This window comes from Vibrio sonorensis (assembly GCF_001854765.1).
Taxonomy (GTDB): Bacteria; Pseudomonadota; Gammaproteobacteria; order Enterobacterales; family Vibrionaceae; genus Vibrio; species Vibrio sonorensis.
In genome coordinates, this window is the sequence record NZ_LJJE01000035.1 from 117,140 (window position 1) to 143,580 (window position 26,441).

Annotated in this window: 23 protein-coding genes, 1 other RNA gene and 5 pseudogenes; 20 read left to right on the plus strand and 9 right to left on the minus strand. The window is 43.5% G+C overall.

What is annotated here, in order from left to right:
• Nucleotides 1-4: 4 nt before the first annotated feature.
• The 4 genes from menB (at nt 5) to BLO31_RS24280 (ending at nt 3,563) form a co-directional block, all read left to right on the plus strand.
• Entirely contained in the window at nt 5-871 is an 867-nt protein-coding gene (menB, locus tag BLO31_RS06540) for a 1,4-dihydroxy-2-naphthoyl-CoA synthase (RefSeq protein WP_070963770.1), read from the plus strand.
• 69 nt (nt 872-940) lie between these two features.
• Nucleotides 941-1,930 carry an o-succinylbenzoate synthase gene (gene menC, locus BLO31_RS06545; protein WP_070963716.1) on the plus strand — a complete coding sequence of 330 codons (990 nt, stop codon included), beginning with the start codon at nt 941-943 and terminating at the stop codon, nt 1,928-1,930.
• Complete coding sequence (gene menE, locus BLO31_RS06550) at nt 1,930-3,285, plus strand: o-succinylbenzoate--CoA ligase (protein WP_070963719.1); 1,356 nt, start codon at nt 1,930-1,932, stop codon at nt 3,283-3,285. The genes menC and menE overlap by 1 nt, the downstream gene beginning before the upstream one ends.
• A gap of 95 nt (nt 3,286-3,380) precedes the next feature.
• Nucleotides 3,381-3,563 (plus strand): hypothetical protein, encoded by a 183-nt coding sequence (locus BLO31_RS24280; RefSeq protein WP_070963721.1) that lies wholly within the window; start codon nt 3,381-3,383, stop codon nt 3,561-3,563.
• Here BLO31_RS24280 and BLO31_RS06560 read toward each other — a convergent pair.
• The 3 genes and pseudogenes from BLO31_RS06560 to BLO31_RS06570 form a co-directional block, all read right to left on the minus strand.
• Nucleotides 3,522-4,450: pseudogene (locus BLO31_RS06560) on the minus strand (YeiH family protein). The gene BLO31_RS24280 and the pseudogene BLO31_RS06560 sit on opposite strands and share 42 nt — an antisense overlap.
• Before the next feature lie 107 nt (nt 4,451-4,557).
• Nucleotides 4,558-6,432, minus strand: coding sequence for an MFS transporter (locus BLO31_RS06565; protein ID WP_070963723.1), 1,875 nt, complete (start codon nt 6,430-6,432; stop codon nt 4,558-4,560).
• Between the two features lie 15 nt (nt 6,433-6,447).
• The gene (locus BLO31_RS06570; protein ID WP_070963725.1) at nt 6,448-7,038 is read right to left on the minus strand and encodes a TetR/AcrR family transcriptional regulator; all 591 of its coding nucleotides are present in this window, start codon (nt 7,036-7,038) and stop codon (nt 6,448-6,450) included.
• Nucleotides 7,039-7,279: 241 nt separating this feature from the next.
• Between BLO31_RS06570 and BLO31_RS06575 the strand changes: the two genes are divergently transcribed.
• On the plus strand, nt 7,280-8,152 hold the full coding sequence (locus tag BLO31_RS06575; RefSeq protein ID WP_070963727.1) for a Tim44 domain-containing protein: 873 nt from the start codon (nt 7,280-7,282) through the stop codon (nt 8,150-8,152).
• Nucleotides 8,153-8,262: 110 nt separating this feature from the next.
• Nucleotides 8,263-8,583, plus strand: a complete 321-nt coding sequence (locus BLO31_RS06580) for a DUF1244 domain-containing protein (RefSeq protein ID WP_070963729.1) — start codon at nt 8,263-8,265, stop codon at nt 8,581-8,583.
• Between the two features lie 50 nt (nt 8,584-8,633).
• On the opposite strand, the gene BLO31_RS06585 is transcribed toward BLO31_RS06580, so the two are convergent.
• A complete protein-coding gene (locus BLO31_RS06585) occupies nt 8,634-9,086 on the minus strand; it encodes a copper resistance protein NlpE (protein WP_070963731.1) in 453 nt (150 codons plus the stop codon).
• 146 nt (nt 9,087-9,232) lie between these two features.
• A complete protein-coding gene (locus tag BLO31_RS06590; RefSeq protein ID WP_070963733.1) occupies nt 9,233-9,715 on the minus strand; it encodes a DUF2938 domain-containing protein in 483 nt (160 codons plus the stop codon).
• A 76-nt stretch (nt 9,716-9,791) separates the two neighbouring features.
• Between BLO31_RS06590 and BLO31_RS06595 the strand changes: the two genes are divergently transcribed.
• Entirely contained in the window at nt 9,792-10,196 is a 405-nt protein-coding gene (locus BLO31_RS06595) for a helix-turn-helix domain-containing protein (protein WP_070963736.1), read from the plus strand.
• 32 nt (nt 10,197-10,228) lie between these two features.
• Here BLO31_RS06595 and BLO31_RS06600 read toward each other — a convergent pair whose 3' ends face one another.
• Entirely contained in the window at nt 10,229-11,293 is a 1,065-nt protein-coding gene (locus tag BLO31_RS06600; protein WP_070963738.1) for a PLP-dependent cysteine synthase family protein, read from the minus strand.
• Nucleotides 11,294-11,417: 124 nt separating this feature from the next.
• Here BLO31_RS06600 and BLO31_RS06605 point away from each other — a divergent pair, with 124 nt between their 5' ends.
• Together BLO31_RS06605 and BLO31_RS06610 are read left to right on the plus strand one after the other, a co-directional pair.
• Entirely contained in the window at nt 11,418-11,885 is a 468-nt protein-coding gene (locus tag BLO31_RS06605) for an Lrp/AsnC family transcriptional regulator (protein WP_070963740.1), read from the plus strand.
• 111 nt (nt 11,886-11,996) lie between these two features.
• Nucleotides 11,997-13,055, plus strand: coding sequence for a YHYH protein (locus BLO31_RS06610; RefSeq protein WP_070963742.1), 1,059 nt, complete (start codon nt 11,997-11,999; stop codon nt 13,053-13,055).
• 18 nt (nt 13,056-13,073) lie between these two features.
• Here the strand turns inward: BLO31_RS06610 and tesB are convergent.
• Nucleotides 13,074-13,933: pseudogene (tesB, locus tag BLO31_RS06615) on the minus strand (acyl-CoA thioesterase II).
• Between the two features lie 196 nt (nt 13,934-14,129).
• On the opposite strand from tesB, the gene BLO31_RS06620 reads away from it, so the two are divergent.
• On the plus strand, nt 14,130-14,558 hold the full coding sequence (locus BLO31_RS06620; RefSeq protein WP_070963745.1) for a YbaY family lipoprotein: 429 nt from the start codon (nt 14,130-14,132) through the stop codon (nt 14,556-14,558).
• A gap of 32 nt (nt 14,559-14,590) precedes the next feature.
• Here the strand turns inward: BLO31_RS06620 and BLO31_RS06625 are convergent.
• Nucleotides 14,591-14,892, minus strand: a pseudogene (locus BLO31_RS06625) (DNA base-flipping protein).
• Nucleotides 14,893-14,972: 80 nt separating this feature from the next.
• Here BLO31_RS06625 and BLO31_RS06630 point away from each other — a divergent pair.
• The 6 genes and pseudogenes from BLO31_RS06630 to BLO31_RS06655 all read left to right on the plus strand — a co-directional run bounded on the left by BLO31_RS06630 (nt 14,973) and on the right by BLO31_RS06655 (nt 21,938).
• Nucleotides 14,973-15,712, plus strand: a pseudogene (locus tag BLO31_RS06630) (VP0952 family biofilm-associated protein).
• A 271-nt stretch (nt 15,713-15,983) separates the two neighbouring features.
• Nucleotides 15,984-18,008 (plus strand): GGDEF domain-containing protein, encoded by a 2,025-nt coding sequence (locus BLO31_RS06635; protein WP_084659627.1) that lies wholly within the window; start codon nt 15,984-15,986, stop codon nt 18,006-18,008.
• A 143-nt stretch (nt 18,009-18,151) separates the two neighbouring features.
• Nucleotides 18,152-18,248, plus strand: an RNA gene (gene ffs, locus BLO31_RS06640) — signal recognition particle sRNA small type.
• Between the two features lie 120 nt (nt 18,249-18,368).
• Nucleotides 18,369-18,991 (plus strand): annotated as a pseudogene (locus BLO31_RS06645) (TnsA endonuclease N-terminal domain-containing protein).
• Nucleotides 18,992-18,993: 2 nt separating this feature from the next.
• A complete protein-coding gene (locus tag BLO31_RS06650) occupies nt 18,994-20,871 on the plus strand; it encodes a Mu transposase C-terminal domain-containing protein (RefSeq protein WP_070963747.1) in 1,878 nt (625 codons plus the stop codon).
• A gap of 2 nt (nt 20,872-20,873) precedes the next feature.
• Nucleotides 20,874-21,938 (plus strand): TniB family NTP-binding protein, encoded by a 1,065-nt coding sequence (locus tag BLO31_RS06655; protein ID WP_070963749.1) that lies wholly within the window; start codon nt 20,874-20,876, stop codon nt 21,936-21,938.
• Nucleotides 21,939-21,960: 22 nt separating this feature from the next.
• Here the strand turns inward: BLO31_RS06655 and BLO31_RS06660 are convergent, their stop codons facing one another.
• Nucleotides 21,961-22,263, minus strand: a complete 303-nt coding sequence (locus tag BLO31_RS06660) for a helix-turn-helix domain-containing protein (protein ID WP_070963751.1) — start codon at nt 22,261-22,263, stop codon at nt 21,961-21,963.
• Nucleotides 22,264-22,364: 101 nt separating this feature from the next.
• On the opposite strand from BLO31_RS06660, the gene BLO31_RS06665 reads away from it, so the two are divergent.
• From BLO31_RS06665 to BLO31_RS24020, 4 genes are all read left to right on the plus strand, one after another.
• Nucleotides 22,365-22,910, plus strand: a complete 546-nt coding sequence (locus tag BLO31_RS06665; RefSeq protein ID WP_070963753.1) for a hypothetical protein — start codon at nt 22,365-22,367, stop codon at nt 22,908-22,910.
• Nucleotides 22,904-24,286, plus strand: coding sequence for a DEAD/DEAH box helicase (locus BLO31_RS06670; RefSeq protein ID WP_070963756.1), 1,383 nt, complete (start codon nt 22,904-22,906; stop codon nt 24,284-24,286). The genes BLO31_RS06665 and BLO31_RS06670 overlap by 7 nt, the downstream gene beginning before the upstream one ends.
• A gap of 305 nt (nt 24,287-24,591) precedes the next feature.
• Nucleotides 24,592-26,262, plus strand: coding sequence for an ATP-dependent nuclease (locus BLO31_RS06675; RefSeq protein ID WP_070963758.1), 1,671 nt, complete (start codon nt 24,592-24,594; stop codon nt 26,260-26,262).
• Nucleotides 26,262-26,441, plus strand: a 180-nt coding sequence (locus tag BLO31_RS24020) for a hypothetical protein (protein ID WP_217495103.1), incomplete at its 3' end; no start/stop codon positions are given. The genes BLO31_RS06675 and BLO31_RS24020, both read left to right, overlap by 1 nt.

Genomic DNA, 26,441 nt, shown 5'->3' on the forward strand with positions numbered 1-26,441 from the left:
CAGCATGGCTAAAACAGTAGGCATTACCGAAGAAGAACTTTACGCACCCGTAAACTGGCAGGATGTGACCGGCGAATATGAGGACATTTATTATCACAAGTCCGATGATGGCATCGCTAAGATTACTATTGCACGCCCACAAGTGCGTAATGCCTTTCGACCTCAGACCGTCAAAGAGATGATTGATGCGTTAGCAAAAGCGCGTTATGACGAAGAAGTAGGCGTCATCATACTCACTGGCCTAGGCGAAAAAGCCTTCTGTTCAGGCGGCGACCAAAAGATCCGCGGTGACTACGGCGGCTACAAAGACGATTCTGGTGTGCACCACCTCAACGTTCTTGATTTTCAACGTCAGATCCGTACTTGTCCAAAACCCGTGATTGCATCGGTGGCTGGATGGGCAGTGGGTGGCGGACACGTTCTTCACATGATGTGTGACTTAACTATCGCAGCCGAAAACGCTCAGTTTGGTCAAACTGGCCCGAAAGTTGGATCCTTTGATGGCGGCTGGGGCGCATCGTATATGGCTCGTATCGTGGGTCAAAAGAAAGCGCGTGAAATATGGTTCTTATGTCGCTTTTACGATGCACAGGAAGCGCTGGATATGGGACTGGTTAACACGGTTGTTCCTTTGGAAGAACTTGAGCGCGAAACGGTGCGTTGGTGTCGTGAAACACTGCAACACAGCCCAATGGCACTGCGTTGCTTGAAAGCGGCACTCAATGCAGACTGTGATGGACAAGCGGGACTGCAAGAGTTAGCCGGTAATGCGACTATGATGTTCTACATGACTGATGAAGGGCAAGAGGGGCGCAACGCATTTAATGAAAAGCGTCGTCCAGACTTTAATAAATTTCCACGTAATCCTTAATGCGCGACTTTTTCTAGAACGTACAAGTAGAAAAGCGGCACTTAATGAAATGGATGTGAAGGGTTAACGATGAGAACGGCGAAAATTTACCGTTACGCACTGCCTATGGATAGTGGTGTGATACTGCGAGAGCAGCGCCTAACTGAGCGAGTTGGATTTATTGTTGAACTCAGTGAAGGCGACAAATTCGGCCGAGGGGAGATCGCTCCTTTGCCGGGTTTCAGTAGTGAAACCGAAGAAGAAGCTTATGCTCAGTTAGTTGAACAGGCTTCTCTATGGGTGAAAGGTGAACAGGTGGATGATACTTCTTGGTATCCTTCCGTCGCCTTTGGCTTATCAATGGCGAAGCTAGAACTAGAAAATGGTCTACCACAAGCGGGTAATTACCAAGCTGCTCCGCTTTGCTCTGGGGATCCCGATGAGTTGCTACCTAAGCTTGCCAATATGAGTGGCGAGAAAGTCGCTAAGGTTAAAGTTGGACTGTACGAAGCGATTCGCGACGGTTTGACGGTGAGCTTGTTTTTGGAATCCATTCCAGATCTAACACTGAGATTGGATGCCAATCGAGTGTGGTCAGCGGAAAAAGCACAAGAGTTTGCCAAGCATGTTGCTCCTTCTCTAAGACAGAGAATTTCGTTTATTGAAGAGCCTTGTCAGGTTCCCGGAGATAGCTTTTCATTTGCGATAGATACAGGCATTGCGATTGCTTGGGATGAAACGCTGCAACACGCGGTGCGAAATCCAGACTTTAGATTAGAAGATTTAACTGGCGCAAAGGCCATCATTATTAAACCTACCCTGATAGGTTCGGTTCAACGCTGTCAGGAACTAGTGAAAAGTGCCGCAAATCTAGGTATCAAAGTGGTGATTAGCTCTGCGATAGAAAGTTCTCTCGGCTTAACGCAGTTGGCGAGAATGGCTCAGTGGTTAACACCTGAAACCGTGCCCGGATTAGATACTATTTCACTGTTTGCGGAGCAGCTAGAAGTACCTTGGCCGACAAGTGATCTTCCTATTCGCTCTTTAAGTGAGCAGTCACTTATCTGGCAGGAGCTGTAATGCAATGGGATAGTCATCCCGTCAGGGTGTGGGCACAATCACACCCTGATAAACTTGCCTTAATCACTCCGCAAAAAAACTACACATGGCAAACCTTAGATAACGCCATTGATCAACTCGCCCAGTCACTTGAACAAAAGGGAATTGGTAACGGCAGCCTGATCACTGCGATAGGGAAAAATAGTGTTGATCTTCTGCTTTTGATTTTGGCTTGTCATAGGATATCGGCGATGACGGCGGTGACAATGCCACGTCCCGACAGCGAGTTAGAGACCTGTTTAAATACCCTTTATTCTCCCCAACAGCCTAGGTGGATATGGTCTTCTCAAGCCGATGTTTGTCGTTGGCGTCAACGGGTGAAGAGTTCTAACCCTCAATCGAGTTACAAAGTATCGTCTCCTGCCACGATTACATTTACTTCGGGAAGCAGCGGCACGCCTAAAGCCGTATTACACACTCATCAACAGCACTTTGCTTCTGCGTCAGGTTTACTTGAGCCGTTCTCCTTTAATAAAGGTGATACGTGGTTGCTAAGTCTGCCACTCTACCACGTATCTGGCTTGGCAATTGTGTATCGATGGCTTCTCGCTGGCGCTTGTTTGAAAATAGGCGAAGGGGATCTAAGCATTGATATTCAAGGGGTTAGCCATGCTTCACTTGTTCCCACTCAGCTTTCAAGGCTGATGACAACCAATGCCACTGACAGGCTAAAGCGGGTACTTCTCGGTGGTGCCAATATTCCTCTTGAACTGTGTGAGCAAGCCAGTGCGAGAAACATTGATACTTGGCTTGGATATGGGATGACAGAGATGGCATCAACCATCACTGCAAAACGCTACGATGGCCTAAAAGGTGTTGGCGGTTGCTTACCTAAGCGCGAACTCACTATCAAAGACTCTCAAATATACGTGCGTGGAGATACGCTGGCAGAGGGGTATTATCACCAAGGTAAAATCAACCCGTTGATTGATAAGGAGGGGTGGTTTTGCACTGGAGATTTAGGGGAATGGCTCAATGACCAACTTGTCATCAAAGGCCGCACTGATAATCAATTTATCTCTGGTGGAGAAAACATTCACTGCGAGGAAATTGAGGGGGCATTGATGTCGATACCAGAGATCGGCAATGCTTTGGTACTCCCTCAACCAGATGCTGATTATGGTTATCGCCCCGTTGCTTATGTTGATTGGGTCGAACAGCCCCTATCTAAGTCGAAAATAGAGTCTATTTTGGCCAAGTATTTGGTGAAGTTTAAGTGGCCAGTAGAATACTATTTGATACCAGAAACTCTGCTGGCTTCAGGTATTAAAGTCTCGCGTAAAGCACTTATTGAGCACCATGAATCTCAAGGTTAGTTGAAATAGAAATTTCATAGTCCAAAACTGAATTTCCACTCTTATATCTATGTTTCATAATAACTGTGGATTTGATAGTTATCGGATATATGGAAATGCGTGCCGTCTTGATCTTTCTTGTTTTACTACAAATAGTGATTGCGATGCAAAGCAGTGGATTACACCGTGCCCTTGCGGAGCTTACTGCTTTTTTACTGGTGGTTGTTATAGTCGTTCAACACAAAAAGAGCCGCCGACTAATGGTTGGTCAAAAGAAGCCAAGCCAAGGAAGTCATTGAAATAATTGCCCACAGAGCGACACCAAACACCAGAGGCTGATGACCAGCCGCTTTGAGTTTGTCTACCGATACACTGCAACCAATTAAGAACAGGCACAACACCAAAGTCTGTTTTGCCAGCCCAAAAATCACGTCGTAAATCGCCTCAAATTGCACAAAACTATCGCTGATGCCAATTGCTGCGCAATAGAAAAAGATAAAGTAGGGCAGTGCAATTTACGCGAGTCACTGCGAAAGATAACAGCGCTTAATAACGCGAGAGGAATGATCCATAGCGCTCTAGCCAATTTTAAGGTTGTGGCAGTTGTCAGTGCTTCTTCACCATAAGCAGAAGCGGCCCCAACAACCGAGGAGGTATCGTGGATGGCAATGGCCGCCCATGTTCCAAAAGTGTGCTGATCTAGCGAAAGGGCATGACCGATAACGGGAAAGATAAACAGGGCAAAAGCGTTGAGTACAAATACGGTCGCTAAAGAAAGGGCTATGGTGTCGTCTTTTGCTTTGATCGCCGGCGCAACGGCAGCGATAGCACTACCACCACATATAGCCGTACCACAAGAGATCAAATAGCCAGTGCTTTTATCTAAGCCCATCTTTCTAGCGATGACCCAGCCAAAACCTAAGGTGCCAATGATTGTCGCTAAGATCAGACCAATACCATCGCCTGTTACCTCTAGTGCCTGATCAAACTGAATACCAAACCCAAGTCCGACGATCGATAGTGCTAGCAGTTGCTTAGTCATTTTAGACAAAGGAAGTTGCTTAGGAACCCAGCCCAAGGAGGCGAGGAGAAAACCCACAACTAAAGCGGTCGGTGAGTTTACCCAAGGAGTAAAGCAAGCAGCGGCAGCAATAAAGAACAGGATCGTTTGGTGTTTATCGTTCATTGACATCAGAATCAGCGGCAAAAATACATTTTAGCGGAACGCTTGATTCAAGTAAGTATGTATGTTTTGAACATGCGTTCAGAAAAACTGAACGCACATAAAAGTCGCTATTGCCAATCTCCGCGCAGAGTGGAGACTTTTTCGAACATGACGCTGGTAGTGGCATCTTTAGGGGGAACGGGTTCGCCCGCCTCGATTTCGATTCGCGACCAAAAGCGAGAAGGTAACCCCTTACATGCTGAACCTTTAAAGCGACTGAAATAACTGCCCCACATGCCTTTTAGCGCAAGTGGGATAACAGGGACAGGACTGCGCTTAAGAATTAAATCCATACCGCGCATAAAGGGACCCATTTCACCATCTGAAGTTAAGTGGCCTTCTGGGAAAATGCACACAATATGTCCATCTTTTAACGCTTGTTCGACTTGGTTGAACGCTCTTCTAATCGAGCTGCGGTTACTCGCCGAAATGGGGATTACCCCAGCTCGATTGAGGAAACGTCTCAACGGGGGCAAGTTGGCGTACTCTTCTTCCATGACAAATCGAATAAGTCGAGGACAAACGGCACTAAGAAGCAGCGCATCCATATAACTGACGTGGTTACACACAATAAGCGCGCCGCCATTTTCAGGAAGGTGATGCAGGTTTTTATGATTAACACGATACATGGTATGAGTCAGGATCCAAACCAAGAATCGAGTAACAAAAATAGGGACTTGCAAGAAGAGATATAAAGTGACTAACAAGTTCAGTATGGCTAGCAAAGTGAACAACTGAACAATGCTCATCTCCAATATGCTAAGGCAGACAATACCAAGAATCGCGCTACCGACCATAAGGAGAGAGTTGTATATATTTAGCGCAGCGATGGTTTGAGCGCGTTCGGTTGGTTTTGCTCTTTGTTGCAGTAATGCGTAAAGCGGGACGATAAACACACCGCCCGATGCGCCTAACATCAATAGGTAAAAGAACAGCGGCCAAAGCGCTTGGTAACCAACAAAGCCTGTAAACGAATCAAAGCTAGGTAGACTTTCGGGGATTGAAGTCGCCATCAGATACCCAAAAATTGTAATACCAAAACTGCCGATAGGGACAATCCCCACTTCAATACGGTGGTTAGAAAGTTTGTCACAAGCCAGTGAACCAACCGCAATACCAACTGAGAAAAGCGCTAAAAGGAAAGAGACAGCACTCTCATTGCCGTTTAAATGGATCTTAGTGAAGTTAGGGAACTGAGTAAGGTAAGCAGCCCCAAGGAACCAAAACCAGCTAATGGCCATGATTGAGAGAAAGATAACTCGATCTGACTTGGCAACCCTTAACGTCTGTTTAGTGTGTTTTATCGGTTGCCAGCGAAAAGATAAATCGGGAGCACTAGCCGAAGCTTTTGGAATAAAACGGCTAGAAAAGTAACCACACAAGGCAAATAGAACGACGCAAAAGGCCGCAACATATTTGGCACTTTCAGCGGAAGCGATCATACCCGCGCCAAGGGTTCCTATTAAAATGGCGAGAAACGTGCCCGTTTCAACCAATGCGTTTCCCGGTACGAGCTCTTGTGGCTTTAGTTGCTGGGGTAAAAGGGCGTACTTTACTGGTCCAAAAAACGCTGACTGAGTACCCATCAAAAAGAGTAGCAGTAATAGAATGAGGTAACTTTCAGTGATAAAACCGATAGCCCCTAAAGTCATAATGCCAATTTCTGCCAGTTTAACTTTGCGAATAAACCATGATTTTTCGTACTTGTCGGCCAATACACCCGCTGAGGCAGAAAAAAGGAAAAAAGGCAGTATAAATAGGCCTGCGGCTAAGTTAATAAATAAGTTGCTCGATACTGGTAGGACACCTGCACCGGCGAAAGCGACGAATAACAGCAAGACGTTTTTAAAGATATTGTCGTTAAAAGCGCCGAAAAACTGAGTGACGAAATAAGGTAGGAAGCGTCGCTGTCTTAACAGAGAGGCTTGGCTGTTATGTGGCATTGCATTTCCTTATGCTTACCAATTGCGTAGGTAATTAGAAAGTAGATTCTCAATTAAAACCTTACCGTCAACAGGCTCGGCTGCAAAGAACTTATCATCAACACTTAACAAGGTGATTCCGTGAACACCCGACCACAATACTCGGCTGGCTTGCAAAACTTCAGCTTCGCTTCGGCTTGGCGCAAGCACTTTAAGAAGACCTTCCAGCATGCCCGTCATACTATCGATGCGGTTTTTTTGCCATTCGGGAAGCACTTCACCGTTCATTTTATGTTCGAAAATCAGTTGCCAGCGGTATCTATTTACTGTAGCAAAGTCGTGATAGCAATAGGCGAGTTGATAAAGCGCTTCGTTGGGATCTTGGCTTTGGCTGACAACTTCTTGGGCTTGTTCACTAAGCTCGTCCAGCGTTTCAGCGACGGCGTGAAGAAGCAAGAGATTGTAGTTGCCAAATACATTGACAAGTGTGCTTGGTACATAACCAATCATAGTAGCCACTTTCCTAAGGCTTAACTCGTGATACGAGTGATCGTTTAGGAATTCTTTGACAGTTTTAAGGGTGAGGGCAATCAACTCTTCCCGCGTGTGATCGTTTCTTCGTGCCATAACTAACTAATTAAAATGAACAACGTTCAATATTCTAATTAGGCATACCGAGTATCGTCAACTAAAGAGAGTTAAGTTTGCAATATTCTGATACATGAAAAACATTAATCGCTACTTTATTAATTTTAGAAGAGGGTTATGATAAAAATGACAGGGTATTTTATCGGGCTACAGTCGCAGATTGATAGATTGGTTCAATATCTTATTGAAATAGCATCAAATTTAACCTTGAAGGATATTCATGAAACGTCTTTTTTCACTGGTCGCTCTGCTGATGGTTTCTGTCGCAGTCGCACCCATTGCAGAAGCGAAAAAATTTGGCGGTGGTAAAAAGTCATTTGGCAAAAGCCATAAGACGGCACCGGCACCTAAGCAAGAGCAGAAAAACACCAACACAATAAGCAAAGATCAAACAGGTAAAACTCAGTCATCGAGCAAAAAAGGTTTGATGGGCGGATTGCTTGGCGGTCTACTCGCTGGTGGCCTTTTAGCGGCATTTTTTGGTGGAGCATTTGACGGTATTCAGTTTATGGATATCTTGATCCTTGGCCTGATTGCTTTTGTTATCTTCAAACTGCTGAAAAACGTACTTGGTGCTAAGCAGGGTAGTATTAACCAGCATCGCCAGCAGGCGGCGTACGGGGGCAATGCTCCTAGGTTTGAACAACCTAACGTGCACAACTTTGAGCAGCCTCAATCTGGTCTAAATGGCGGTTTTGGTTCGCGTACAGATGTGCCTCACAACTACCCACCGGGCTTTGACAAAGTTGCTTTTGTAGAAGGTGCCCGTGAACACTATCGCATCCTTCAAGGCGCGTGGAACCACAATCAGCTAGACAAAATCGAAGAGTACGTATCTGCAAGCTTGTTTGAAGATTTAAAGTCAGAGCGTGCCAAGCTAGATGGTGATCAACATACCGATGTGATGTATGTGGACGCAGAGATTGTCAGAGCAGACTATGACGCTCAAACGGCGCAGTTAAGCATACAATTCTCAGGACGCTATCGCGATCCGGTAGAAGGTATCGAAGAAGATATCAGCGATATCTGGCATTTAGAAAGAGATCTTTCAACACAAAATTCGCCTTGGCTAATTGTCGGTATTCAAGGCTAATCTCTGATATTTGACTGATTTTAAAAACAAGCCCAGACAGATGTCTGGGCTTTTTCTTTATGGATGGAGTACTCTATTAAAATCAGTCTAATAATTAAAGAGGAAGCAAAGTGGCCGATTTCAAATATAAACAGTTACCACAAGCGGAGCAGGATGCACTTGATGCGGCTGTATTTCGTCGACTACTCGCCCATTTGGATAGCAACAAAGACGTGCAAAATATTGACCTAATGATATTGGCTGGGTTTTGTCGAAACTGCTTTAGCAAGTGGTATACCGCAGAGGCTAAAGAAAGGAATTTAGAGCTTGATATCGATGATGCGAGAGAGCGCGTTTACGGAATGACTTATCAAGAGTGGAAAGAAAACCATCAGCTTCCAGCGACGCCAGAACAGCTTGCGGCTTTCGAAGCCAAACAAGCGAAAAAGTAAACAATGAAGGGAAGCGAGTGCTTCCCTTTTTAGTGCAACAAAGGTGTAGCTTACTGTTTTATCAAGCGATACTTATCGGCAAGTGGGCCCTGAACTTTCTGTCCGTGAATGTCGAGCTTCCATAGCTGGTTTTCAGCCACAAAGTAGTGATTGATTGCTCCAACGCTGTTGTCGAGAATTATCACGTTGCCGTCTCTGTTCCATTCAAAACGCCCGCTCGATGAAAACACCGCTTCGTCTTGACCTAGGTAACTCTCTTCCAGCGTGTAAGTTTGGTCGGAGTGTAGAGTGAGGCTGGTATCAATTCCAGTGCAATCGGCGCAGGGGAGTTGTCCGGTGTATACGCCATTCCAATCTAAGCTGTTGCGAGCAGAATGTGCCGGAAAATTCTGAGCTTGGGAAGGCTGCGCCTGTTGCTCAAATGGTGTCGCATCTTTGTTTGCTCCTCCACATCCCACAAGGAAGATACTCAACACAATCGCGATTACATAGGATGGTTTCATCTATTTTCCTTCTTATCTCTGACGGTGGCGTAGCTAGAAGCCACGTTTTATAAACAGTGGTTATTTATGGGTGATAGCTATTGAAACAACATACGTGTCTAGCACGCCGCTTATGTCAGAGTTTGTCAAAGAGAGCGTTAGTTTCTTTAAAACCCCCATGCCGTTGCAGTGAGATACAAGCCCCAGCCATAAATGCCATGGGTGATCAATGTATGAATCCTGTTCATGGTTGGGTTAGGCGTCTTTGCCGCAGCGAAGCCAAGGCCAAAGGCGGGTTGCATAATGAAAAACGGTACAACGCAGGTGAAAAGTCCGAACAGAGTAGGGGAAAGTGCGGTGGGTGACGTTAGCCAACTTGCTTCTACAGCAAGCAAGAATACAAACGCGAACAGGATACCAGTGAAGTAGTGTAGTACCCAGCCAAATGCCATTTCGCCTTTAACTTTCTGCGCATTAACTATAGAAGGGTGAACAAACTGTCCTTTGGCAAACAAAGCTACCCAACGTCCGACAAGAGCATAGTTGAGCGCGGGGAGAGAAAGCAGTTTAAAACGCAGTATTCCCCAAATATCCATCACAATTGTCGCGCCTGCCCCTACGATGACGCTTTCAATAAGCAAATTAAACATGGCTCTTCTCCTATTTGATTAGTGACTGCCTTTTGTTAAGGTGAGGTTACTACTTAAAGTTAACTTGAGGTCAAGTGTGGAAGAACTCGATATAGGAGAAGTGGCGAAAGTCAGTGGCCTTACTCCTGCCACGTTGAGATATTACGAGTCGATAAATCTGATACGTTCTATAGGCAGAAAGGGACTGAGACGGCAATATTCAAAAAATGTCATCGAAAAGCTAACACTGATAGCGCTCGGTCAAAGTGGCGGTCTCTCTTTGACAGAAATTGCCAGTATGTTTGGGGCAAAAGGAGAGTTGAATATTGATCGTCCTAGCTTGATAGAAAAAGCGGACAGCTTAGATATAGAAATTGAACGTTTGACACTGGTGCGTGACAGTCTTCGCCACGTCGCTGATTGCCCGCACAAGAACCACTTAGAGTGTGCCTCTTTTCAAAAACTATTGAAAACAATGAGGCTGCTGGCTAACAAGAAATAGCAGCGCCCGTTGGGCACTGCTCAACACTTATTTTAAAGACTACCAGTCACTTCGAAGGTCTCAAGTTGATGCAGATAAGATGACAAGTCGCCAATGTTGGCTTTTATCCATTCTCGGTTGTAATAGGTGTCTAGGTAGCGTTCGCCGCTATCACAAAGAAGAGTCACAATAGAGCCTGTTTCTCCGCGTGCTTTCATTTCACTTGCCAACTGAAGAACGCCGTACAAGTTCGTCCCGGTGGAAGCGCCCGCTTTTCTTCCTAGAATCTTTTCTAACCAATGAATGGTAGCGATGCTCGCTGCATCATCGATTGTCCGCATCTCGTCAATCACACCGGGAATAAAACTCGGCTCGACACGAGGTCGACCAATACCTTCAATTTTACTACCGCAATCACCGGTAATTTCGGCATTTCCTGTTCGAAAGTATTCGTGGAATACTGAGTTTTCAGGGTCGACGACACAGAGCTTGGTCGAGTGTTGTTGATAGCGTATAAAGCGACCTATAGTCGCCGACGTCCCCCCTGTACCTGGACTCATCACTACCCAGCTAGGAATTGGGTAACGTTCCTTTTGCATCTGGCCGAAGATTGAGTTTGCGATATTGTTGTTGCCTCGCCAGTCTGTAGCTCTTTCTGCGTAGGTAAACTGATCCATATAGTGACCGTTTAACTCTTTCGCCAAGCGTCGTGATTGCGCATAGATTTCATCAGAACGTTCCACCAAGTGTGCTTGGCCGCCATAGAACTCAATCTGCTCTATCTTCTTTTTCGCGGTGCATTTAGGCATAACGGCGATAAAAGGCAGACCCAATAACCTTGCAAAATAGGCTTCTGAAACCGCAGTACTACCGGAAGACGATTCGATGATTGTAGTTTCGGGACCAACCCAACCGTTGCATATCGCGTATAGGAATAGAGAACGAGCAAGGCGGTGCTTTAGCGAGCCAGTAGGGTGCGTACTTTCATCTTTTAAATAGATATCAATACCCTGAAAACTCGGTAATTCTAGCTTAATTAAATGAGTATCTGCAGATCGTTGGAAATCGGCTTCAATCTTAGCGATCGCTTGATTAATCCAGTTATGGTCAGTACACATAGAGCTTCTCCTCAACTTCTTATAAGGTAACTTTACCCACTGTTCAGGAGAAAAACTTTGCAAGTTTTTCCTTGTGTTGGCTATATTGTAGAAAAATTTTCTAATTTGATTGTGGATTGTACAAATGAATTTGGATGCAACGGATAAAAAACTACTTATCTTGTTACAAGAAGACGCGACACTGTCACTTAATGAACTAGCCGATGCGGTAAATTTGACAACAACTCCGTGTTGGAAGCGTTTAAAAAGGCTAGAGGAGTCTGGGGTTATAGGCAAAAAAGTAGCACTATTGGATCCTGAGCAATTGGACCTGTCGTTTACCGCCTTTGTGTTAGTAAAAACCAGTGACCACTCCCATGAGTGGTATAAAGAGTTTGTGTCTACAGTGACAGATTACAAAGAGGTGATGGAGTTCTACCGTATGGCTGGTGAATACGACTACATGATGAAGGTTCAGGTGAAAGATATGAAAAGCTTTGATCTGTTTTACAAGAAGATGGTCAACTCAGTAAAAGGTATTTCTAACGTCACTTCCACGTTTGCCATGGAACCGCTTAAATACACTACATCTTTGCCGTTATCTTCTGCGTAATTCACCAAGTGTAAAGATACGTAAGGGGGTGCAAAGCAGGGTAAACCTACTTTCGCCTTTTACATGCATCTTCTAGCCTTAGCTTTATCAAAGATTGATAAGGTGAATAGAATGAACAAGGACAAGCAGCTAGTCGCAAACCATCAAATTTTGTTGGGCTTGATAGCAGTGGTTCTTCTAGTAGGCTGCAATGCCTCTGGTGGAGATGGAGAAAGCACGGGGAATGCTAGTTCGACCAATAGCACTAATTTGACCAATGTTCTTTTGTCGAACACCAATGCGGATTGCAGGCAGTATGTCGGGGATTTTTTCTCTTCGGTTACCGATGTTAAGCGAAGCCTCCCCTTTACAGGACAAGTAAATTTTTCTTCCAGCGGGACAAAATGCATTATTCAGTCGAATGCCATCCCCAACCACGACTTTAACGATGGCAGCGCTAATTTTGCCACTGACGTTTCAGAGCAGTCTCTTGATTATCAAATGACAGCTACCCCGGTATTATCGGGTTTCACGGATTTAAGCCTAGGGACATCAGAAGCAATACTGTTAAACGGAGTTAAAGTCGACCTCTTGGCTGCGGCTTGTTATGGAGTTGGCAGCGAGCCATTAGGACAAGAGAAAATTGGCTGTGGGCAAAATCAGATCGGAAATCCTTGGCGGTATGATCCAATGTCGCCACTAAACAACTTTGGAACGGACACACATAATGCCCATGTTCAACCGACGGGAGAGTACCACTATCACGGCAATCCCGTGGCGTTGTTTGAACAAGAGTGTGTGGGTAAATCGGCATCGCCAGTGATTGGTTTTGCTGCGGATGGTTATCCAGTATATGGCAGTTGTTTTTTTGATTCATCAACAGGTAATGTGAGAAAGGCTGTCTCTAGCTACCGTTTAAAATCTGGAACTAGACAAGCAGAAGCGGGATATACGACACCGGTCGCGGGCAATGGCGTGGTTGCTAGCAATAGTTACGATGGCCAGTTTCGAGGGGATTGGGAATACGTAGTGGCACTTGGTGACTTAGATCAGTGCAATGGTATGACGGTAAACGGGCAATACGGTTACTACGTGACGGATAGTTTTCCTTGGATGATCAACTGTTTTAGAGGATCCGCAGATGCGAGCTTTAGTGGGGCAATATCAGTGAGGTCGCACAGCCATGACTAACATGACTGTGCCCGTTGACTACTTGATGTGACGCATGACCCCTTCTTGAACAGCGGTTGCCACCAAGTCACCTTGACGGTTGTAAATTTCACCGCGAACTAGGCCACGAGTGTTGCTTGCGGTTGGACTTTCAATGGCAAACAGCAGCCATTCGTCCATTTTAAATGGGCGGTGGAACCAGATGGAGTGGTCAATAGTGGCGACTTGAAAATTGGGTGTCATCAACGACACTTCATGAGGGTGAAGGGCGGTGACTAAGAAGCCCCAGTCAGACGCATAACCAAGTAAGTATTGATGTATTAACTGGTCGTTGGGCACTTCGCCATTCGCCCTAATCCACAGGTACTGTTTGGGCTCGGTTTTTTTAGGTTTAAGTGGATTAACTACGGTAACGGGCCGCATTTCAATCGGTTTTTCACCGCAGAAGGTTTGCTTGAGCTTTTCTGGCAAAAAGTCTGCAATTCGGGCGGCTAGTCTGATTCAGAGGCAAAGTTTTCCGGCCCATCGATCTGAGGCATAGTGTTTTGATGCTCGTAACCGGGAGCATCTCCGTGATAGGACGCAGTAAGGTAAAAAATAGGGCGGCCGTTTTGAATGGCTTTTACCCGACGAGTACTAAAGCTTTTGCCGTCTCTGAGGTTTTCTACATCATAAATAATAGGCTTTTCAGGATCGCCAGGGTAAAGGAAGTAACTGTGGAATGAGTGCACAGTCCTTGACTCGTCTACGGTGTATCTTGCTGCGGACAACGCTTGGCCAATAACCTGACCACCATAGACTTGAGGAAGCCCTAGGTTTTCGCTTTGACCGCGAAATAGTCCTTCTTCCAAACGCTCAAGTTTTAACAGCTCAAGCAACTCAGTAAGAGGTTTACTCATGATTCGCCTTTAATAATCTTGTGATGTTAGAAACAGTGAGCATAACAAAAATTCACTGAGCTTGCCGACTAACGCCTTCTAACGGTTAGAAAAACTGACATGGTAAAGTGTTTGTCAATTCATCGCATATGCCAATGACAGGGGTGTTTGCGGCTCTTATAATTCCGATGAATTTTAAAACTAATTGTGAGGCGTTATGAAAAAATTTGGAATATTGGTGGTTTCACTGCTTATGACGACAGGCTTGATAGGCTGCCAGCATGCTGAAGAAACCTCTAATGACACTCACATGCAGTCGGTGAGCGGCGTTGTCACATATCGAGAGCGAGTTGCTTTGCCAGCCAACGCATTGATAACTGTTTCGCTGCAAGATATCTCCTTGGCTGACGCGCCAGCTATCGTTTTGGCCAAGCAAAGTATTGAAGCCGATGGCAAGCAAGTCCCTTTTGCATTCGATTTGCCCTATGACAGCAACAATCTAAAGCAAGGTCACACCTACAGTGTCAGCGCGAGAATAGAGCTGGAAGGGAAGCTTCTGTTTATTACTGACACCGTCTATCCGGTGATAAGCGATGCCAATCAGACCCACCTTGTAGAACTGACCTTAATAAAAGCCGGTGGATAAACAGAAAACCGTACTTTAGCCAATAGCAATCCTTAGGGTTGCCATTGGTATTTCTTCAGCGAAATCTTGCCAAACTCCGTCACTTCTATCCCTTCGGCAAGCAACTTATTTCGTTGCCTATCGAGATCCGCACCTTTGAGTGAAATCATCCCTTTGCTGTTGATCACTCTATACCATGCAATTTACTACCTTCCGGTAGATTGCCCAAAGCTTTGCCTACATGTCGGGCATAACCCGGATAACCTGACAGTTTTGCGATCTGTCCGTAAGTACACACATTTCCTTTGGGAATTTGGTGAATGACCGCAAAGATTTGCATCAAAAACTGATCCATACTGAGTTTGTCCTGATTCGTAGTTACCACGGATATTACCCCAATTCAATCGTTGGAGAGGAAGGTAGAAGGAGAGGACTATGGTATTTTCTACATTACAATTCTTCATCACCATCGTATTAGCCATTATATGCGCTAAGACGTTTAGCCTAAGCTCTGGTGATATTCACGTACTGGCCATGATTATTCCTGCGCTGTGGATTTTGCCACAAGCGAAATTTTCTGGAGTAGTAATGGTCGCCGCCCTTGCCTGTTACGGTCTTACCTTACCACATCAACCGGTCACTTTGTCGGTGAGTGTTTGGACTTTAACCCCTCTTTTGATGGTGATTTTTTCCAAACGCAGTAGCACAGGTGTCGTGGTTATGGCTGCTTTGATAGTGACCACGCTGCAAGTGGGAATAATGGTGACACAAGCGGGTGGAAAGCTGGCAGGCAGTGCTTGGATTACCGCCGTTCAAACCCTTTCCGTAGTTATGGTTTGGTGGTCTGCGTATCGCTGGAGGCCGAGCAACAAACACAGTTGGTGGGCCCTAATGCTCATTGCACCGCTATGGCTCGCTGGGCTTTCTTACGCCGCCCTTATAACGCTTTGTATCACTGGCATTATCGCCTCAATGGAGAGTTTATCCAACTTCGCACTTTTAGATGGAATAAGCTGCTCTGTTGGACGCTACCTACGGTTGGCTTTGCCGCACTGGTTGTCACCCCAGGTATTGAAGTACCCAATCCTGTATTTGTTGTGTGGTTGTGCCTACTCGCCACTGCTTGGATGACAGATTACATTCTGCGCGCGGTAGAAGAAAACCAAGAGCTGTAAGCTCATATCTCAACTAACCAGAGTAATGAGAAGACCATTTTACTCTGGTTTTTCACCATCCTAGATAAGTTATCAACTACTAAATACAAGCCTCTGAACCTACTATTGATTTAGTAAAAGTGTGAGCGTGCATATATTGATGGGCTTTGGTCGTTGTTTGTAATGTAGCCAATTTGTTAAAGTTAATTTCCAGAGCATAGAAAGCTCATACGGTTTAGAAATGCCTATTTGTATCAAGGGCTAAAGTTTTCACTACGAAGAAGAAGTGAATATGGCTAGGTTAATGCAAGGTTTAATACGGATATATTGTCTAATAGGACTATTGGCGTTATCACCGATAACGTCATATGCCAAAGACAAGTACGTCGTGGCGCTTGAAGCCGATGACGTCGTATCTCGCGTGTTATTTGATGCCATAGAATCTCACTTTGGCGTTTCGATTGAATACGCTAATTATCAAAGTTTTAGTGCCATTTTAACCGCTGTTGAAATGGGACAAGCAGACTTTGCTGCGAACGTAACCTATACCGACGATAGAGCGACGCGCTTTGATTTTTCTGGCCCAACAAATATTGAATACACTTACCTGTACAGCCGAGAAAACCTGACACTTGAGCAAGTTGAAAACATAGGTGTACCCGAGGGAACCATCTATGGAGATTTGGTTGCACTCAACTTTCCCGATATTGAACAGATTACCTATAACGGACACGAAGAAGCGCGGATTATATTGGAGTCTGGCCGGGTTGAAGGGGTTATTGATGCCATTAACCAACTAAAACCAATGCTACTTGCAGGTTTTGACGCCCAGCTTCTTAATCATCAAATATCGATCAAACCCGTCTCCTTAGTGGTTCCGAAAGGACGCCATAGCGAACGCTTAGCTGAGTTTGAGGATTATCTTCACAGTGGTGAGGTGCAAAAGCTTCTCAGAGAATCAATACGACAGTACCAGTTCGATATTCGCCAACAGGCGTTGCGACAATTGGTATTTGACAGTGGAATTAATTACAACCGTCCCCTTAGAGTCAAACTTGAGTATGTGGGCCAGTATGCCCAAATCGATGACAACGGCGGCGTTAGTGGTATATCTGCCGATATAGTCATGCAGTCGTGTGATCTATTGATGCTCAACTGCCAAATCATGAACCATAAAGATGAAACATGGGAAGAGATGTACCATGACCTAATCAATCAAGAGATTGATATCTTGTCACCGATGGTGATCTCAGAATCGCGTAAGAACATCGCTTACTTTAGCTCACCTTACTATTTGCCAAAAGGGATCATGGTCAAAAGAGAAGGGTACAAAAACGGCGTTTACAGCAATGTATCCGAGCTTATTGCTGAGCGAATCGGTGTTGTGCAAGACGACTTCTTTCAAGAACTGCTTTCTGGCATGTTGCCACAGAAAACGTTAAACGCGTACACCAATGTTGATGAGCAAGTTAAAGCCTTGCTAGACGGAGAAGTTGATTACATTGCTCTTAGCAAATCAAGTTACAACAAAGTGCTAAGAGAATCCGATACTTTACTGCCGATAGTGGACGACACCCTTATCGGTGATTATTACACGACACAAGTGGCGATAGGGTTCCCAAAAAACCGAACAGGAGAAGCGCTCGCGCCGCTGTTTACCCGTGCTATCAAAATGTTAGACACCGAGAAAATCATAAAAAACTATGACTTTCAGCCGGACTGGAAAGCCACACTGCAAACTGAGAAAAAGTTTTTACGCCAAACACAGATTCTGTTTGTTCTGGTATTGGGGTTGTTAGCCATTGTGGCCATGTATCTTCACGTTCAATCTAATACCGATAACCTGACAAGAATGAAAAACCGGCGAGCGCTACATCGCAAGTATCGCAATGGTGTTGCAGCGAATCTTACCTTGATCTATCTAGATGTGAATGACTTTAAAGAGATAAATGATAGCTATGGGCATGAAGTTGGCGATCAAGTATTGATACTGATCGCGAGTAAAATCAGCCATTGCTGGAAAGGGCACAGCTATCGGATTGGAGGTGACGAGTTTATTTTGGTGGGCGACGTGACCGAACAAGACTTAGTTCATACCACCAATACCCTATCATCGATTGAGTATGTGGCACCTGAGGGAGATTTGAGCTTTGACGTGTCGATCGCAATAGGTATTTCTTACCCTAGGTCCATGAATGAAAGCTTACAGCAAGTTCTGAACGAAGCGGACTTGGCGATGTATCGCAACAAATCTAACAAGAAACGTTCAAATACGTTAGACATAGACAACCCAGATAATGTCATTCGACTAGCCTAAAAACCAAGGTAAAGGTTGAGATTGCTTAATTGCTAAGCATTTGAATTCAATTGTTCGCTTTTATTGATGTGAAGACTTGCAAAGCCCATTCTTATGCCGGATAATCCTCGCACTCTTCGAGATATCGAAGTGAACTATGGAGGCTCTGGTCCTCTCGCAACAATAGCTCGTGAACTCGGTCAGGTCCGGAAGGAAGCAGCCGCAGCGTGTGACTTGTGTGCCGGGATGTGGCTGGAGTCTCCACCCAATTGATGTTTGCAAAATAACTTAGCATAAATTGCAAAGAAGTTAGCAAATTTGCACTATAAGTCAGCATAGTCTATTTTTTGTTGTAGGTTTACAACAAATGTGATGCGCACTATGTTCGACCAAACCAAGAAGTCATCTCACGTACACAACATCTGCAAGTTTATGAGCTTGAAAAATGATGCTGTAGTTCGCACCCTATCTATTTTAGAGTTCGACTTTTGTTTTCATCTCGAATATAACCCTGATGTTAAAGGTACATATCTCAACCACACGGTTTCTTTTACTACTTTAATGGTCGCAAGTGTCGTTATACGCCTGACTTCTTAGCCGATGATCATAAAAACCAATCTACCCTTGTTGAAATTAAGCACTCAAGCCAAATCTTAAAACCTGATTTTAGACAGCGATTCGCTGAAAAACAGCGGGTAGCACTGGAAGAGCAAGGAAAGCGTCTTGTTTTGGTGACAGAAAAGCAAATTCGCATTGATCCTATTTTTAGTAATCTCAAACTATTACATCGTTATTCTGGTTTACATACCGTCACAAAAGTTCAAAAGTCTGTTCTTGGGTTTATACAACGTAAGCAAAAAGTTCAGTTACGCGAAGTATGTGAATACCTAGGTTTATCTGAACATGAAACGCTTGTATCGACGCTCTGCTGGCTATCGTCAGGGAGAGTTAAAACTGATATTAGAAGTTCTGATTTTGGTTTGAATAGCTATGTTTGGTGTTAGATATGACGTCAGATTTCGAAGACGTTTTTGGTTTCATCGACGAAATGGAAGCTTCTGCCAAAGAAGCGGAATTAGCAACAAAAATACCGAGTGATTTATTTCAAGAAAATGAATCGTATCCTTCTTCCTTTGATACATACCCTGAAAAAACTCGAGAGGAAGCGTTACGACGCCTTAAAGTCATTCAGTTTACTGAAAGGCGTCTAATAGGTGGCTGGACAGAAAAAAATCTTGTACCAATTTTAGATGACGTTAAACAGCAGTTAGGGTTAGCTCCGCCTAGTTGGCGAGTCCTTGCTAGCTGGAAAAAAATGTATTTTGAGTCAGGAAGGTCCGTTCTTTCGCTTATTCCTAAACATGCAAAAAAAGGGAATAGAACTGGTCATATTGATTCACGGTCGCTTATTGATGAAGCGATTGAAGTGAAATATCTGACTAAAGAGCGTTTAAGCGTCGCAGAGACTTACCGCTACTATAAAAGCCGAGTAATTAAAGCCAATCAAGAAATTGTCGAAGGTAAAATCAAGCAAATTAGCCAAAGAGCATTTTATGACAGAGTGAATAGCTTACCACCCTATGATGTTGCCGTGGCTAGGTATGGAAAGCGATATGCAGATAGAGAGTTTCGTTCTGTAGGTCAGCAAATAGAGGCGACAAAGCCGATGGAGTATGTCGAAATTGACCATACTCCAGTTCCAGTGATTTTGATTGATGATGAGTTAGATGTCCCATTGGGTCGCCCATACCTAACCATGCTTTATGATAGGTTTAGCAAATGCATTGTTGGCTTTAGTGTTAACTTTAGGGAGCCTAGTTTTGATTCTGTTAGAAAAGCGTTATTGAGTACTTTATTAGAAAAACATTGGATAAAAGATAAGTTTCCTTCAATAACGAATGATTGGCCATGTCATGGAAAAATAGACTATTTGGTCGTCGATAATGGTGCAGAGTTTTGGAGTGACAGCCTAGAAGACTCTTTACGGCCTTTGGTGTCTGACATTCTATACAGTCAAGCTGCGAAGCCGTGGAGAAAGACAGGCATAGAAAAGTTATTTGACCAACTAAATAAGGGGTTGGTTAACGCTCTGCCTGGAAAAACATTCACAAATCCCACTCAGCTTAAAGATTATGACCCTAAAAAAGAGTCTGCTGTTAGAGTTTCCGTATTTATGGAATTAATACATAAATGGGTTATCGATCGATATCATATGGACTCTGATAGTAGAGAAAGGAATGTTCCCTATCATAAGTGGCATGAATCAAAATGGCTTCCAAACTTCTACCAAGGACAAGCTGCCGCAGAGTTACGCATTGAGTTGGGGTTGCTGCGGCATCGGACGATAGGGATCGCTGGGATCAGGTTGCACAATTTACGCTACCAATCTGACGAACTTATACAGTATCGAAAATATAATTCGCTCAATTCACAAGGGAAACTCTTTGTAAGGACAAAAACTGACCCTTCGGATATAAGCGCTATTTACGTTTTTCTTGAATCAGAAAGGAGATACATAAAAGTGCCTGCGGTTGATAACAGTGGCTATACCAAAGGACTCTCGTTGTTCGAACACGAGCGAATTCAAAGAGTGCGAAGATTAAATACCCGAAGCCTCGTCAATGAGGAGTCTTTAGCAGATACATATCTCTATATGGAAGCTCTTATCGAAGGAGAAGCGGAACGAATACGTGACTCTAAAAACAGAAAGCTGGCTCATCCCAAAACAGGGAATACTTCGAAAATTGCAAAATATAGGGATGTTGGCACTGAAGGGCCAGGTTCAATTGTTAAAGAAAATGAAAACAGTAATTTAGCTTTGAGCGTTGTTACTACTCAAATATCATTGGACGATGATGACTTGGAAGACATTGAGGGTTACTAGTGATGAATCTTACTTCCATGCAGTACGAACAATTGAAGGCTTACGATAATTGTTTTATAGAGTATCCAGAAATTACAGAGATCTATTCGATATTTGACCAACTTCGCTTTAATCAATCACTAGGAGGTGAACCCGAGTCATTCCTATTAACGGGTGAGTCTGGAAGTGGAAAAACGGCATTAATCAATAATTACCTTTCACGCTTTGAGGCTGGATCTAGCTGGTCGAAGCAAACTATTCTCAGTACCCGAATTCCTAACCGAGTAAGCGAACAAAACACTCTGATCCAATTTCTCGTTGATTTGGACTCAAAATCTGGCGGGCGCTCAACACGAAAAAGAAACGAAATTGCGCTTGTAGAAGGACTTGTGAAGCAATTAAAGCGTAAATCTGTCGAGCTAATTATTGTCAATGAGATTCAAGAGCTTGTCGAGTTTTCTACAGCGGATGAACGACAAACCATTGCGAACACATTCAAATATATTAGTGAGGAAGCAGGAGTATCATTTGTATTGGTGGGAATGCCCTATGCTAATGTTATCGCTAAGGAATCACAGTGGAACTCTCGGTTGAGTTGGCGCAGAGAAATCAATTACTTTAAACTGCTTCGGGTTGATAACTCCTCGAAAGATACCAACACTCAATACAGTATTGATGTTAAGCAGAAGAAACATTTTGCTAAATTTGTGGCTGGACTAGCTTCTAGAATGGGTTACGAGAACAAGCCAGTACTGACTAACAACGAGATTCTATACCCCTTGTTCGCAATGTGTCATGGAGAGTGCCGAAGGCTCAAACACTTTTTGAAAGATGCCATGATTAAGAGTTTTAAAGAGAATAAAAGTACCGTAGATCAGGAGGTACTCTCGAGTACATTTGCTCTTAAGTTTCCTTATCTAGACAATCCATTTGAATGTTCACTAGAGAAACTGAAGTTAGACCAAATTGTTACAAGCTCAACATATAATACAAGAGCGATTACAGCAGAAGATAAGATTCTCGCCCCGCGTTTTACGGATGCTATCCCATTGGGCTTACTGCTGAGCAAAAGCGCCCTAAAGGTTTGATAGGTTTATTGATGCACAACGTTTAAGACTCTAATTTAGCCAACAACGCCGCCTTCTCTTCATCACTCATTTTCTCAACGGCACAAGCCAATTCAGCACTCAATTCGTCCCTACAGAAAAAGTAGTTCAAAGGAACATCTAACTCTTCAGCCATTCGCTCGAGCGTTCCAATATCAGGTACGTGTCTACCTTTCTCATAATGGTTCATTCGCCCACTAGCAGAGCTTGGTTCCATGCCGATTTTCACCCCTAAATCTTTTTGGGTGATTTTGGCTTTTTTACGCGCAGCTTTGAGCCTCGCTGGGATTGGGTTGTCTTTCTGCACTTACACATTTCTTTTCAACCTTTAGATAACTTAGATTGTCTAAGTTTTACTGATTTTTGTATACTTAGCAATCCTAAGTTTTTGTTGTATGCAAGAGTCACATGAAGAAAGTAACCAGAATTAACCCTGATATGTTTAACCTATTGATTGCAAAAGGGATGGACAATTTCTCTGTTGTAGAAGCGAGGGATGCTTTGTTAAACGGTACTTCAACCTTTTCGAGCAGGGACGACGCTCGAAAGTATATTTACAAACAACTTTTATCATTTGAGGAGAAAGGCTGGCTTTCTGTCATTGGGACTCGCAGAGACAAGCGTTACCATAAAACTAATGAATTCAAAGCGCTCACAATTGAGCCTAGAGCAGCTAGAAATAAGAAAGCTAAAGTTGATTCAATAACTGTTCAAACTCCGGAGTGCTCTCTAAATGCACTAGAACAAGAGAAAAAACAACATGAAGGTGAGTTAGCGATTACTTTGGGCGAGATTGAGGAATACCAATCTTTGTTAACGCGTTTTCCAAACAACAAGCATGATATGGAGCCGTTATTCAATGCAGCGAGAGAGCGATCAGCCAAGCTATTGGGCAAAATCAATGCACTAACCAACTGGATGCAAGTAGCCCAAAGCAAGGCTTCCCAATGTTAAGAACATGGCAAGCTGAATGTGCAGCTCAAGTTATCGATAAATTCACTTCAAACAAACGTTCACACTTCTTCTGTCAAGCAACTCCAGGAGCAGGTAAAACTGTTATGGCTGCAGAGGTTGCTAAGCGTCTTTTTCAAGAAGGTATGATTGATTTAGTTCTCTGTTTTTCACCATCTATTTCGGTCGCTGAAGGGATGAAAAAGACCTTTTCATGGAAACTGGAATGTTGCTTTAATGGAGGTTTGGGCTCGTTAGGTGGCTCTTATACCTATCAATCCATCCGTTTTTTAGATGAAAACTTTTGGAACACCGTCTGTAAATATCGAGTCTTAGTCGTATTTGATGAGATCCACCATTGTTCATTTGATGATGAGGGGCGGTCAAATTCATGGGGGTTAGAAATTGTCAGTAAGATCCAAGGTTTTGCCCGTTACACATTAGCGCTGTCGGGCACACCTTGGCGCTCAGATCGACTACCCATTGTCATGGCTGAGTATTCCGACCCTGATGGTAAGGTTGTTTGCGATTATCATTACGGCTTGCAACAGGCTGTTGAAGATAAGGTGTGTCGCCGTCCTAAAATCGTTTTAATAGATAATGAACATCTGAGTGTTAAGGCCGGAAATGACAATCAATATTTCGCTTCTATTCTCGATTGCCTTAAACAATCCGATATCTCATATCACAGCGTCATTCACAATGAAGACGCTATGAACTACATATTGAATAGTGGTTGCCAAAAGCTAGCCCAAATAAGGCAAGAGTCCCCAAATGCAGGAGGTTTAGTCGTCGCTGCTTCTATAAAGCACGCTAAACATATTCAAAAGCGATTGATTGAGCACTTTCATCAATCAGCATGCATTGTGACTTATCATCATGATAATCCGTTAAATGAAATTGAGTCTTTTCGTCACTCGAATGTTCAATGGATAGTCAGTGTTGGAATGATAAGTGAAGGAACAGATATCCCTCGGCTGCAAGTTTGTTGTCATATGAGTTCGGTCAAAACAGAGCTTTACTTTCGACAAGTCCTTGGAAGGATATTGAGAGTTAATGATTCACCTAACCAAGAAGCATGGTTGTATACCTTTGCCGAAGAAAGTTTGATTGGGTTTGCAGAAAGAATTGAGCAAGATATTCCAGAGTCGTGTCAATTTATCAAATCACACGAACAGCTAGAAGCATTAGGTAAGACACAGAGCTTTATTCAAGCAGCTATGTCGAACGATAAGACTATAGTATCTAGAGACTTTTCAATTCAACTAAATTGGTCAAAATTAGATGCAGTTCAAAACGATGTTCACTCTTATTTCGAAGATCATGACGAGTTGCGCTTAGGTGATTTTAAACAAAGGGTTATCGCGACATTCATCTAATCACACTGTTAACAATACGCACTCGGATTTATATTGGCTTTAAGATATACTCACGCTCAATAAGCTCTTTATGTATAAAGAGAAAAGTTCCTTTTGGTGCTCAGAATTAAGCCAGTAGAGTGTATATGAAACAGAAAATCAAGCTGACCGAAACCGAAGTGCGTAATGTCCATATTCGACCTGCAATTGTTGAGCAGGCGTTGTAGCAATAACTATCCAAGAACATCTTTACCCTCTTCGAAATAGCAGCCGAAAGGCTGCTACGAGAGCATCATTTTAAAATGCCTATTTAACACTGAACGACAATGAAAAACGAAGTAAGCAAAAAAAGATTTGAAGTCCGATTTACAGAAGGTGAATCAGATCCCATTCCCGGGGAGGTTCAGCTTATTGCGCCTTTTGGTAGCTGGAATGATTTTGGGTACAATATAGGTTGTAAAGCCAAACTTTGGAATCCGAGACTAGAACGGCCCTTTTGCTTTGAGTGCTTTATCGGTTTTCTACCTCCCGATAAGAATGTCAAAAAAGGCCTATATGAAGAGTATTCGAACTACTATAGTCGTGAAGGTCGTTCTCTTACAGATATGGTGGGCTACATAGAGCATTTGATGGTAAATAATGCTCTTGATGAACTTCGATTTTTTACAATGTTACCTACCATGAACGATTATCGAGCTGCAGTTGAAGAGTTGGGACCGCAACTACTACAGGGTATGTTGGAAGCTATTCATGATTTGGTTTACTTCAAAAATCGAAGTAGTTCGTGGCTTAGTGATGCTCTAGATTCTGAAGTGTTCAATCTTGGTTTTATGCGAAACTCTGAGCCATTTTATGCATTTAACAACGCAGATAGCATTTTGCATGGTGTTGATGAGGAGCGATTTGAAGGTATTTCCGAGAGTTTGAAGCTTAAATATAAATTGGATGGTTTTGCAAACACTCATGAAGTCAACCTCAAGTATGATCAAAGCTCCATAGTGCCCAAGCGAATAAATATCCTTATCGGTAAAAATGGTATAGGTAAGAGTCAAGCATTGAATGCATTTTGTCGCGCTGCCTTACGATATAGGGATAGAAATATATTTCTTGGCGTGGGAAAGGGTAATGATCGGCCTATGATTAACCGGCTCCTAGCTATTGGGACGCCAGGTGAAACTCAGAATACCTTTCCGGCAGAAAGACGAATTTCTCAAAAACTCTACTATCGACGTCTCTCACTGACCAGAAACGCAAGAGCAAAAGCGAGTAAATCAATCAGTGACATGCTTATCCAACTTGCTCGCTCAAGTGAAAGGTTAGGGAAAAAAAATCGCTGGAATCTATTTTTAGATGCAATCGGAAATGTTTTACCGTTAGAGGACTTAGTTCTAAGAACTAAAAACAATAACTATGTAAAGTTGAAATACTTAGCATCGGGCGATGGCGAGAAGGCTACGTTAGAAAAATGGGCGAAAATTAATAAGAAGTCTGATCCAATGCTTCTCATATCTAAAGAACCTCACTCTATGAGTAGCGGTCAGCTTACTTTTTTCAAATTTGCACTTCTTTGTTGTTTGTACATTGAAAATGGGTCATTTGTTTTACTTGATGAGCCTGAAACCCACATGCATCCAAACATGATCACTGACTTTGTGGAGTTGTTGGATGAAATTTTAGAAAACACTGGGTCCTTGGCTCTTATTGCAACGCATTCGGCTTACTTTGTGAGAGAAATTCCACAAGATCAGGTTCATGTGTTTAAGAAAGAAGCGAACAATGTTTGTATTTCTAATCCTAGATTGACCACATTTGGTGCGCCTGTTGACTCGATATCACGGTTTGTCTTTGATGATGATGCTGAGAGTAAACTCGCAGAGAAACTGTATCTACGAATCAAAAGGCAAAATACAACTTTTGAAAATATTGTTAATAAATTAGGTGACGAAATATCGGTAGCTGCAATGATGAAGTTGCGGCTGAAGATGGAAGATGCATAATGAAAAAGCTTTCTATTCCTACCTACGACGATATAGAGCGGACTACACAAGCATCTAAAAACACCAGAATGAGTAGTTTCCCCCAACTTCGAAACCGATTAGAAGATGTAACTAGCGCATATGATAACTACTTGCGGCAGTCAGGAAGCGCACTGAAAATTGGACCTATAAATATTAGG